This window comes from Nonomuraea sp. NPDC049607 (genome assembly GCF_040675375.1).
GTDB lineage: Bacteria > Actinomycetota > Actinomycetes > Streptosporangiales > Streptosporangiaceae > Nonomuraea.
On sequence record NZ_JBFAOV010000064.1, the window covers coordinates 19112 to 30468 of the forward strand.

General features: G+C 69.7%; 10 protein-coding genes and 1 pseudogene. 7 read left to right on the plus strand and 4 right to left on the minus strand.

What is annotated here, in order from left to right:
- Positions 1 to 88: 88 nt before the first annotated feature.
- Complete coding sequence (locus AB0J97_RS49500) at positions 89 to 940, plus strand: oxidoreductase (RefSeq protein WP_364103815.1); 852 nt, start codon at positions 89 to 91, stop codon at positions 938 to 940.
- Positions 941 to 952: 12 nt separating this feature from the next.
- On the opposite strand, the gene AB0J97_RS49505 is transcribed toward AB0J97_RS49500, so the two are convergent.
- Entirely contained in the window at positions 953 to 2092 is a 1140-nt protein-coding gene (locus tag AB0J97_RS49505) for a right-handed parallel beta-helix repeat-containing protein (RefSeq protein WP_364103818.1), read from the minus strand.
- 231 nt (positions 2093 to 2323) lie between these two features.
- Here AB0J97_RS49505 and AB0J97_RS49510 point away from each other — a divergent pair, with 231 nt between their 5' ends.
- The 3 genes and pseudogenes from AB0J97_RS49510 to AB0J97_RS49520 form a co-directional block, all read left to right on the plus strand.
- Positions 2324 to 2803, plus strand: a complete 480-nt coding sequence (locus tag AB0J97_RS49510) for a GNAT family N-acetyltransferase (RefSeq protein ID WP_364103821.1) — start codon at positions 2324 to 2326, stop codon at positions 2801 to 2803.
- A gap of 294 nt (positions 2804 to 3097) precedes the next feature.
- A complete protein-coding gene (locus AB0J97_RS49515; RefSeq protein ID WP_364103824.1) occupies positions 3098 to 4663 on the plus strand; it encodes a chitobiase/beta-hexosaminidase C-terminal domain-containing protein in 1566 nt (521 codons plus the stop codon).
- A gap of 577 nt (positions 4664 to 5240) precedes the next feature.
- Positions 5241 to 5600 (plus strand): annotated as a pseudogene (locus AB0J97_RS49520) (helix-turn-helix domain-containing protein); the annotation flags it as partial.
- On the opposite strand, the gene AB0J97_RS49525 reads toward AB0J97_RS49520, so the two are convergent.
- On the minus strand, positions 5499 to 7235 hold the full coding sequence (locus tag AB0J97_RS49525; RefSeq protein ID WP_364103842.1) for a long-chain fatty acid--CoA ligase: 1737 nt from the start codon (positions 7233 to 7235) through the stop codon (positions 5499 to 5501). The pseudogene AB0J97_RS49520 and the gene AB0J97_RS49525 sit on opposite strands and share 102 nt — an antisense overlap.
- A gap of 107 nt (positions 7236 to 7342) precedes the next feature.
- Entirely contained in the window at positions 7343 to 8158 is an 816-nt protein-coding gene (locus tag AB0J97_RS49530) for a GNAT family N-acetyltransferase (RefSeq protein WP_364103827.1), read from the minus strand.
- Between the two features lie 400 nt (positions 8159 to 8558).
- Between AB0J97_RS49530 and AB0J97_RS49535 the strand changes: the two genes are divergently transcribed.
- Positions 8559 to 8807 (plus strand): calmodulin, encoded by a 249-nt coding sequence (locus AB0J97_RS49535; RefSeq protein ID WP_364103830.1) that lies wholly within the window; start codon positions 8559 to 8561, stop codon positions 8805 to 8807.
- 89 nt (positions 8808 to 8896) lie between these two features.
- On the opposite strand, the gene AB0J97_RS49540 is transcribed toward AB0J97_RS49535, so the two are convergent.
- Positions 8897 to 9094: a hypothetical protein gene (locus tag AB0J97_RS49540; protein ID WP_364103833.1), complete on the minus strand. Its 198-nt coding sequence runs from the start codon at positions 9092 to 9094 to the stop codon at positions 8897 to 8899.
- A 219-nt stretch (positions 9095 to 9313) separates the two neighbouring features.
- Between AB0J97_RS49540 and AB0J97_RS49545 the strand changes: the two genes are divergently transcribed.
- Both AB0J97_RS49545 and AB0J97_RS49550 read left to right on the plus strand, forming a co-directional pair.
- Positions 9314 to 9925, plus strand: coding sequence for a hypothetical protein (locus AB0J97_RS49545; RefSeq protein WP_364103836.1), 612 nt, complete (start codon positions 9314 to 9316; stop codon positions 9923 to 9925).
- 713 nt (positions 9926 to 10638) lie between these two features.
- The coding region (locus AB0J97_RS49550) for an MFS transporter (RefSeq protein ID WP_364103839.1) at positions 10639 to 11357 on the plus strand (719 nt) is incomplete at its 3' end.

Consider the following 11357-nt stretch of genomic DNA (forward strand, 5'->3'; position numbering starts at 1 on the left):
GAAACCACCCGGACACGACCCCGCCCAACCTGTGGGGTCGATGCCGCCGTGCGCACGCACGCCCGGCGTCCACGAAAGGACATCCGTAGTGAGCAAGACATTCCTCATCACCGGCGTCAGCACCGGCCTCGGACTGGCCGTCGCCCGGCGAGCCCTGGCGGCCGGGCACCGGGTCGCGGGCACCGTACGCGCCGAGCGGCACGCGGCCGCCTTCCGGGCGCTGGACCCCGACCGCGCCCGCGCCTTCATCCTCGACCTGTCCGACGCGGACCGGATCGACCCCACGGTCCGAGCCGCCGAAGCGGAACTGGGCCCGATCGACGTGCTCGTGGCCAACGCCGGCTACGGGCTCGAAGGCACCTTCGAGGAGTCGTCGATGGCCGATCTGCGCCGGCAGTTCGAGGTCAACGTGTTCGGCACGGTGGCGACCATGAAGGCGGTCCTGCCCGGCATGCGGGAACGGCGCGGCGGCCACATCTTCGTCATCACCTCGATGGGCGGGCACACCACCTTCCCCGGACTGGCGTTCTACGAAGGCAGCAAACACGCGCTGGAAGGCATCACCGGCACCCTGGCACAAGAGGTCGCCCAGTTCGGCGTGCGGGTCACCGCCGTGGCGCCCGGCGCGTTCAAGACCGACTGGGCAGGCAGGTCACTGGTCCGCGCACCCCGCAGCATCGCCGACTACGACGCGCTGTTCGACCCGATCCGGACCCGCCGCCAGGCCCTCGCGGGGCAGGGCATCGGTGACCCGGATCGTGCGGGCGACGCCATCCTCACCCTCCTGGACGTGGAGGAGCCGCCCGTGCACCTTCTGCTCGGCTCGGACGCGCTGCGCCTGGTCACGGCCGGGCGCCGACGCGTCCAGGACGACTTCGACGCCTGGGCGGAGCTCAGCCGCTCCACCGACTCCCCCGAAGGCGGCGTGACGGTCGCCTGACCGCCGAGGGCGTCACCAGCAGGTCAGGTCGGGGTTGGGGGTGGGGCCGCAGGGTCCCTGGTTGCCGCCGCCGTCGGCGACCGTGCCCGGGGGCGCCCAGATCAGATGGCCGGCGTTGCCGGTGCCGACGTTGTTCCTCAAGGTGACCGGCGGGGTGAGAGCCGCGCGCGACGTCAGGTGGATGCCGCCCTGGACCGTCTGCCCCAGACGGTCGACGAGTCCACTGGGGTTGTGGCCGTTGCCGACGAACACGTTGTCGGAGACGGGATCAGGACCGGCCCGGTTTGTCCCCCATGGGTTCTCCACGAAGATGCCGACGGTCTTGTTGCCGTTGAACACGTTCTTGCGGACGATGAGGTGCTTCAGCATGGAGCTGGAGTGCAGGCCGATGTCGTTGCCGGTGAACACGTTGTACTCGATGGTGTTCGCGTCCTGCGGCAGGAAGGTCTCGTTCGCGCCGAGGCCCGCGGTGGGCGAGTTCTTGAAGACGTTGGTCTTCACGAGGTTGCGGCGGCTGTCGTTCGACAGGCCCATGGGGAACGCGTCGAAGACGTTGCCGGTGAAGACGCTCCGGTCTGTGGCGCTGACGGTGAGGCTTCCGCCGGTCAGGGCGCTGTCCCGGATCGTCGAGCCGGAGCTGCGCACCAGGACGGTCTGCCCGGTCACCGTGCACCGGTCGGCCGTGAGCAGCCCGTCGATCAGCCTGATGCCGGACAGCAGGCAGGCGTCCCGGCGGGTGCCGGTGAAGGTGACCGTGCCCCGCCAGACGTCCACGGGGGCGAGCAGCCGTACGTCGGTGGCGGTGAGGACGGTGCCGCCGAAGTCGACGTAGATCCCGTAGGCGAAGCCGGTGATCGTGCCGTTGCGGACCGTGGTGCCCCGCCGGCCGGCGACCAGCAGTCCGTTGCCGGTGCCCGAGCCGTTGATCGTGTGCCCGTTGAGGTCCAGGTCGACGTCGTTGGCCCCGATGGTCAAGGCGCCGCCCGGACAGGTCAGGTCGTCGGTGAGCGTGGTGTTCGTCGTCAGGACGTCCCCGCACGCCACCGCCGAGGTGCTCGCCCCGGCGGGGTTCGCCGACGTCAGGGCGGCCGATAAGAGGAGCAGGCACGCGGCCGCTCCGCGCGCGATCGCCACCGTGGGTGCTCCGGGCATGATGATCTCCTGTCGGTCCGTGGAACAGGGGGTCGTGACCAGAAGCATGCGCGGGATGATCCCTGCGGAGGAGTCACTCGATCGCGACCGACGAGTGGGAAAACTGTGGCCGCCGCAGCTGTAACGCATCGCACCGTGCGCCGTTGATGATCAACGTCTGGTATTGTTACCTTTCCGGCCTGATGTTGATTGCGGCCGGAAAGTGCTTGTATGACCACTTTTCAAGCAAGCGTGCGGCCTGCGAACGCCGCGGACTTCCCCACTGTCGAACGACTCTGGCTCATGTTCCGCCACGACATGTCGGAGTTCCAGGGCGGGCTGCCCGCCGCCGACGCCACCTATCACAGCGACCGGCTGCGGGCCGCGTTCCAGGACGACGACTGGGCGTCCTACCTGTTCACCAGCGACGACCACCCGATCGGGTTCTCCTTCGTACGCGCGCTGTCCGGCCCGGAGCGGGTGCTGAACAGCTTCTTCGTCGTACGCGGCGCACGCCGGTCCGGGATCGGGATGACGGTCGTGCGGGACGTGATCTCCCGGCATCCCGGCCCGTGGAAGATCGCCTTCCAGGACTCCAACACGGCGGCCGTGGCGTTCTGGAGGCGCGTGGCCACCACGATCGCCGGCCAGGCGTGGACGGAGGAACGCCACGCGGTCCCGCACCGGCCGGACGTCCCGCCGGACGTGTGGATCTCCTTCACGACCGCCTGACAGGTGAAGCGGCCGGCGGCTGGAGCCCGTCCCGGGCGAGAGCCGCCGGCCGGCGCCTGCGTCGAGCGGCCGAATGGCCACTTCTTACCTTCGACGTCGTAGGAACTTCATGCAGGTCGGCGCTTCCGTACATCTTGGCGCTCCAGGTTCAAGTCGTTAACTTTTGAAGCACACGTCACAGCGCCGAGTGCGTCGTGACGAGATCGGGGCAACCACATGCCACATGCCAACTTCACCGGTCGCCGAGAATCGGCAACCTGGCGCCACATCGCAGCAGTCTCGGTTGGCCTCGGTATGGGACTCTTCCCGCTGGCACAAGCCGCCTCAGCCGTCCCGGGCGGGACGCCACCGGCCCCGGCGTTCAGCGTCGACGGCGGCCGTTACGAGCAGGCGGTGTCCGTCGAGCTCAAGGCCAAGCAGGGTGAGACGATCCGCTACACCACCGACGGCAGCATTCCCACGAAGAGCAGCCCGCCGTACGCCGGCAAGCCGATCCGCATCACCGCGGACACGAACCTGACGGCACGCGCCTTCAAGGGCAACCAGGCCGGCGCCTTCAAGTCCGAGGGATACCTCATCCGCGAGGGTGAGCAGCCGATCGCCCGCATGATAATCGTCTCTGACGTGCACATCGGCGACTACGAGGCCGATCGCCACCGTTGGTCGTCCTACTTCGACACCTTCGCCGGAGTCCTGGGCACCCCGGACGCCATCCTCTCCAACGGCGACATGATCAACGACAACTGGGACGGACGCGGCAAGGATCACCAGCTGACCGCCCGCATCTTCAAGGAGAACCTCGAACGCAAGGGCATGAACGCGACCCAGGTGCTCATGGCGTACGGAAACCATGACGCGACCCTGGCCGAAGTCCGTGCGGGCTACCCCAAGGAGTGGTTCCCGGACTCCGGTGCCGGTTACTACCGCACCGACGTCAAGGGGATCCCGATCGTCACGGTCAACACCGAGGACTACTCCCCCGCCCAGGCCGCCTGGCTGCGCGAACAGCTCGGCCAGATCTCCGCGAACCCCGCCTACCGGGACCTGCCGATCATCGTCGGGGGGCACCGGCCGGTTCCGGGAACCGTCATGGACGGCCAGCAGACCAGCAACCCGCGCCTGGCCGAGGATCTGTCGAAGTTCCCGCGCGCCATCTACTTCTCGGGCCATTCGCATCTGAACCTGAACGACCCGCGCTCGATCCACCAGAAGAACTTCACCGCGGTCAACGACTCCAGTTCGTCGTACATCGAAATCGACCACGGTTACCAGATGCTCGACGCGGAAGGGCGACTGGCCAATCGCTTCGAGACCCCCACCGCCCAGGGGCTGGCCGTCGAGATCTACCCGGGCCGTACGGTCATCAACCGCATCAATCTGAACGCCGACCTCCACGACATGTACACCGGCGGGAAATGGTCGGCGAACTGGAAGCCGCCGTTCCAGAGCGACGGGACGTTGGCCGGCAAGCCCTGGGAGATCAAGACGGCCGGTAGCGATGCCCAGGTCGTGGAGAACTTCACCTACACCGACGCCAACCGCAACCGCACGGCCCCGCGCTGGACGTCGTCGCACCCCCTGTCGGCGCAGACCGGCAAGGACGGCCAGTTGGCGCTGCGCGTCGAGCAGGCCGCGGACGACGAGTTGGTGTACCACTACAAGGTGCGCGTCACCCGGGCCGACAACGGCGACGAGGTGCTCAGCACCAAGGTCGCCAACCGCTTCGACGTGGTGCCCGCCGCCGGCTCCATGGACATTCCGGTCCCGGTCACGCGCGACGGCGTGAAGTATCGCGCGGAGGTCGTCGCGGTCGACGCACAGGGCAACCAGTCACCTGTCGCCGTGGACGTGCTGAACTAGTAACCGCCTTCGATATCCCGTTACCGATCAGGCACGTGATCGGTAACGGGACCCTCAGCTCTTGGGGACCCACCCGGGGTGGAGGCGCGCACCGCAGGGCGACGGCGAACACCAGGGGGCCGATCGTCTGAGGGACCGGCCTGGCGCAGCGGGCCCACCCCCTGAGAAGGAGGGCGGAGTGATGTCGCGTGCCTGGCGCGGCTGGTGTCTCCTGCGGCCCGGCCTCATGCTGTACGGCGGCGCGATCGGCGGCAACGACCTGCACGCGCACCACGCGGTCCAGCTCATCATCGCCGCCGAGCCGTTCACCTTGGCCGACGCCCACGGCGAACAGCTGACCACGCGCGTCGCCGTCGTCCCGCCCGACACCGGCCACACGGTGCTGACCGGGGCGCGCGACGCCCTGCTCGCCCACCTGGATCCGCGCAGTTCGCCGGGCAGGTCCCTGCTCGCGCGCGCCAGCGCCGGGCCGGGGGCTTCGTCCTGGTCGCCGTCCGCCACCCGGGCCGGACACGGCCTTCCGCAGATCGAGCCCGTGAGCTCGCAGCCGGCGAGCCGTGCGGGAACACGGCCGCTCATGTTCACCGAGCCGCCGGTCGGTCACGCGCGCTCGGCCGAGGCGGCCGGCGCGCTGCGCGCCGTCGAGGCGTGGAGCGGCCCCGGCGGCCCCGGCGGCTCCGGCGGCGTCCCGCCGCACCCGGCGGTGGAGGCGGCGATCGCCGTCATCCCCGCGCTCCTGGCAGGAGGACCGGTAAGGCTGCGGGCGGTCGCGGACGCGGTCCACCTGTCGCCGAGCCGGCTCGCGCACCTGTTCAGCGCGCACGTGGGGCTCCCGCTACGGCCGTACGTGCGGTGGCTGCGCCTGCGGCGGGCCATCGACCGGGTGGCCGCCGGGGAGACGTTGACGGCGGCCGCGCACGCGGCCGGGTTCGCCGACGGCCCGCACTTCACCCGGGCCTTCCGGCGCACCTTCGGCAGCGTGCCCTCCGAGCTCGCCGCCGCGATCGACTGGCTGCCCTGACCCCCGGGCGAGCGCCTGGCGCAACTCGCGCTTGAGGATCTTGCCGGTCGCGGTCATCGGCAGGCTCTCACGGAACTCGATGGTCCGCGGGTACTTGTAGGCCGCCATGTTCTCCCGGCACCAGGCGACGAGCTCGTCCTCACTCGCCGTCGCACCGGCCGACGGGACGACGTACGCCTTGACCTCCTCCCCGTACGAGCCGTGCGGCACGCCGACCACCGCCACCAGCGAGACCGCCGGGTGCGTCATCAGCACCTCCTCCACCTCCCGCGGGTAGACGTTGAACCCACCCCGAATGATCAGGTCCTTGGTGCGGTCGACGACGGCGTAGTAGCCGTCCTGGTCGCGGGTGGCGATGTCGCCGGTGCGGAACCAGCCGTCCCGCAGGACCTCCGCGGTCTCCTCGGGTCGCCCGTGGTAGCCCTTCATGACGTTGTGACCGCGGATGGCGATCTCGCCGGGCCCCTCGCCCTGGACGGTGTTCCAGTCGCCGTCCACCAGCCGCATCTCCACCCCCCAGAGGGGGAAGCCGATGGTGCCGGGCTTGGTGGGCCGGCTGAGCTGGTTGAAGCAGGCCGCGGGCGACGTCTCCGACAGGCCGTAACCCTCCAGGATCGGGATGCCGAACGTGGCCTCGAAATCCTTGAGCACCTCGACCGGGCAGGCGGCCGCCCCCGACACCGCCACCCGCAGCGTCGGGGGCACCTCGGCCCCCTCCGCGTGGATCTTCGACAACATCGCCCAGTACATGGTGGGCACCCCGGCGAACATGGTCACCTTCTCCCGGCGCATGAGCTCCAGGGCCTGGCCGGGCTCGAAGCGCGGCAGGAGCACCAGGGTGGCGCGGCGGCGCAGGCTCACGTTCATGACGGAGGTCTGGCCGAAGGAGTGGAAGAGCGGCAGTACGGCGAGCGAGACGTCACCCTCGGGATCGGCGGGGAACATCTGGTCGCTGACGACGGCGTTGATCAGCAGGTTCGCGTGGGTGAGCTCGGCGCCCTTGGGCCGGCCGGTGGTGCCGGAGGTGTAGAGGACGGCCGCGACGTCCTCCGGCCCGGTTCGAACCGTCTCGAACTCCCCGGGCATGCCGTCCAGCGCCGCCCAGAACGACTCGCCGTGCTCCGACTCGGTGGCCAGCGGCGTGGCGGGCAGGACGAAGAAGTGCTCACAGCCCTGCGTGCCGTCGAACCCCTCCCGCCCGCGCGCCCCCGTCGGCAGCTCATCGGTGCCCTCGAAGCAGAAGAGCGCCTTGGCGTCGCTGTCGGTCAGGTGGTAGGTGATCTCGCGCGGCTGCAGCAGCACGCTGAGCGGGACCACGGTCGCCCCGGCCTTGAGAATGCCGAAGTAGACGAACGGGAAGTAGGGAAGGTTCGGGCAGAGCAGCGCCACCTTGTCGCCCCTGCCGATCCCCCGCGTCACCAGCAGGTTGGCCACTTGGTTCGCGACGGAGTCCACCACGGCGTACGACAGGCGCAGGTCACCGAGGACCAGGGCGGTACGGTCCGGCGCGTTGCGGGCGCTGTCTTCCAGAACGATCGACAGATTGAGCATCGTGACCCTCTCCTGGGAACGGTCGTCCGTCCCCAGGATGCTCCGGTGGATCACGGCGGCACTTGTACGAACGTGCCGACTCCTCCCCCGCTGCGGGCGGCGTCCGGTCAGCCCATCGAGATGAGGATGGGCGCGACGTAACGCCCACGGTCGCCCGGGTGGCGGCGGGCGCCGTGGACCATCGTCGGCAGGGCCGCGGGTCCCTCCGTGGGCCCCAGCTCGGTGAGCCACGGGCGCAGGCCCGGGTAGGCGTCCAGCAGGTCGATCCGCACGTCGCGGTCGGAGCCGTGGGCGGCGGCCAGGATCAGCTCGCGGGCCGCTTCCTCCGAGGGGGAGACGACGGGGCCGATGACGCGGTGAGGGCCGGCGTTCCAGGCCACGGCGAAGCCGCCGTCGGTGACGACCGTGCGCTCGGCCGTGGCCAGCAGCGCGGTCAGCGCCTTGCTCCGGTCGGCGCCGGTGACCTCGGCGTCCAGGGCGAGGAGCGCGGCGTGGTCCTCCGGTGTCGCCACGCGAACCCCGGACGACGACGCCCCCTCCATCGGGCCCATGGTGATCGTCAGGCTGCCGGTGGGCCGGAAGCCCAGCCGCTCGTAGACGGGGCGCCCGAACCGGGTCGCGGTCAGCTCCACGACGCGGTCCCCGGCGACTTCCAGGGCGTGCTCCATCAGCCGCGTGCCGAGCCCCTGCCTGCCGTACCTGGCGGCGACCAGCATCATGCCGACGTCGGCCAGCGCGTCGCCGTGGCGGGTCACCACCACGCACCCGGCCAGGCCGTCGCCGTCGGCCGCGTCGATGGCGTACACCTCGCCCACCTCGAACATCAGCCGCCATTTGGCCTCGTCGGTGGACCACTCGCGATCACTTTCGAGCCGCCGGCACAGGGGCAGTTCCGCTGGAGCGAGAAGTCGAATGTCAGTCACGGGAGAGAACCTACTCCGTCGGCCACTGCGGCCCGGCCCCGGACGTCCCCGACGACGTCAGGCATTGACCTCGATCGCCGCGACCGCCTGGGCGAACGCCTCGACCAGGGGCGTCTGCCTGGCGGTGGGCCACACCAGCCCCGACTCGACCGGCGGTGCGTCGTGGAACGGCACGAAGACCAGGCCGGGCTCGCCGCGCTGGCTGTGGGAGCGGCGCTGCTGGTGACGTTCTGGTTCGTGGAACGGCGGGCCGCGGCGCGGGCGGTGTCCAGGCCGGGGTGACTGCGTTGCCACGGTGGCGTCAGGTGCTGCGCGGCAAGCCGTGTGATTACACATCACCCGCGAGGAGTTCATCGTCAAGCTCACCGACCCCGCGAAGATCCAACACGCTCGCGACCTGGTGAACGGCGAGACCATGGACCGGCCGCACGTCGTCGGACGCATCCTCAAGCGCCAGACCGACTTCAACCCGCGCTGGAGCTACCACCTGAACGCCGACACCATCGACTTCTTCGACCAGATCATCGAGGTCTGCGACGCGACGATCCCCTACGTCGAGGATCACCTGGACGAGGCCGGCGGGGCGTTCCTGCCCGGCCTCGTCTGGTGCGGCTGGACCACCAGGCTCGTGCGCGAAATCACGCCGTAGCCCCTGGCGCCGCCTGCCCCCGCGGCCCCTGGAGAACCACTCCGGGGGCCGCGAGCATGCACCGGAGCCGACCCCGCGACATGCGTCGCCTACAAATACATCGCCGCATTCATCGCGTCCGCGTTCAGTCGCCGTACCGCGAGTTCGGCCAGGAGCCGCGCGCCGTCGTTCAGCACCACGTCGTCGAACTCGGCGCGTGGCGAGTGGTTCTCCTCCGCCTCGTCGCGGCTCAGGCGCGCCGGGCGCGCGCCCAGGAACACGAAAGCCCCGGGCACCTGAGCCAGCACGCGGGAGAAGTCCTCGGAGGCGGGGTGCGGGTGGGGGATCGCTTTCCGGGTGGGGGGACGTCAGCGGAGTCTTCACATCATGTGGCGCCGAGACGGGCGGCCCCTGAGTTCGCCGTATGTGAGCCTTCCAGGGGCTCCGCGTCCCGCCGCTTCCCGGGGTATTTTCCGCGCCCGTACGCCCTCCGACCCGAGTGGACAGTCACGAGGAGGAGGGGCCCCATGACACTGCAGAAGTCCGACATCGACTCCCTGGTCGAGTGGATCGCCGGCAAGAAGTTCGGCAAGACCACCAACTACACGCTCGCCATCGTCGACGACAACCTTTGGTTCACCAAGTCCAACGGCCTCGGCGGCGTCACCGGCGAGGGCCCGGACGCCATCGTCAGCGAGATCGAGTCCCGGCGCCTCAACACCGACCGGCTGGTGTGCATCGCCGGCCCGTTCTGCGACAACGTCAGCAACCACGCCGAGATGTGCATCCTGGCCGCGGTGGGCGAGAAGAAGTTGTCGTCCATCAAGTACCTGAAGTGCTGCGCGCCCGTCTGCGACTTCTGCAAGGTGGTCCTCGACCACTACGAGATCCCCTACAGCTTCCGGCCCGCGCAGCGCGAAGGCGAGACCGTGACCGACGCCGCCTCCCAGCAGGGCTGGCGCCACCCGTTCCTGCCCATCGGGTTCGGCACCCAGAGCGGCGACACCTCCAAGCAGCTGCAGGCGCTGGCCGAGCTCAACACGTCCGGGGTCGTCGAGGAGCGCAACGTACCCGCCGGCGGCACCTACCTGTACACCAAGCGCAAGGTGGGCAACTACAAGGAAGTGGTCTTCGACTAGGTCCGCCAGGGGGCGTCCGGGGATGATCGGCGCGGCCAGGTCGCTTGCAGGCCGGACGCATCGGCACTCGCCGCCGCCCCCCACCACGGTTGACGGGCCATCCGGTCCGGCAGGACCGCAAACGGCCGGAGGAGCGGACGTGCTGCCACCGGCCGTCCTCCGGCGCGCCGGGTCTCCGTGGACGGAACCGGAGGCGGAGCCGGCCCGGATCCACCAGGTGTGCCTGGAACGTATCGCCACAGGCACCATCGCGGTCTTGCCCGCTCGCGGCCATTGCGGCGACGTCGTCGCGTCCGACCTCGCGGCGGGCCTTGATGCGCCGTTCGGCCATCAGGGAGGGCCCAAAAACCGGCCTCTCCTCTTAGTGGCCCGTTTCTAAGCCCGCAGATTTCACTGCTGGACAAATCCCGCTCGATATGGCTATGCACCGATGAGCAGAGAGACATCTATCTCATTGTGTGGAGCGCCATTCTATGGCTTCACCGCCGACACCCCATCTGACCTGGGGAGATACATCTCAGACGCAGTTTTTTCGGTTTTTTGAGCGCTTGCGGCATGCCATTAGGGTGCACATTCATGGAATCGACTTTTTGATCGCGGGGCGTCCAGGTCGGCGAAGCGGGCGCGAACCGGTGGCCGAACTTGGAGAAGATTCCGTACCCCCTTGACCGCGTTCACAGCGTGAGAATCAACTGCTCTGAGGAAGGATTTGCGTGAAAGCGTTGCTGACCCTGACCTGCGCAGGTCAGTTCATGGTGCTGCTCGACAACACGATCGTCGGCGCCGCCCTGCCCGACATGCAGCAGCGGCTCCACACCGGGCTGACCGGCCTGCAGTGGATCGTCGACGCCTACGTGCTGCTGGTGGCCATGCTGCTGCTGTCGGGCGGCGTCTTCGCCGACCGGTTCGGCCGCAGGCGGGTGTTCCTGGCCGGGGTGGTGGTGTTCACGGCCGCGTCGGTGGTGTGTTCCCTGGCGCCCTCGATCGGCTGGCTGATCGCCGGGCGGGTGCTGCAGGGCGTCGGGGCCGCGGCGCTGAGCCCCGCCTCGCTGGCGCTGCTCGCCGCCGCGTATCCCGCCCCGGGGGAGCGCGTCAGAGCGATCGGGTTGTGGGCCGGGTTCAGCGGCATCGGCCTGGCCGCCGGACCGCTGGCGGGCGGGATCCTGGTGGAGTCCTTCGGCTGGCCCGCCATCTTCCTGGTCAACGTGCCCATCGGGGCGGTCCTGCTGCTGGCCGGGCTGCGCGTGCTGGGGGAGTCCCGCAACGCGGGCGCGCCGCCGATCGACGTCCCCGGCACGGTCCTGTCCGTCGCGGGCGTGGGCGCCTTCACCTACGGCCTGATCGAGGGCGGTTCCCGAGGCTGGACCTCGCCGGTGATCCTGGGCAGCTTCGCCGCCGGGCTGGCGCTCCTGGCCGCGTTCGTCGTGGTCGA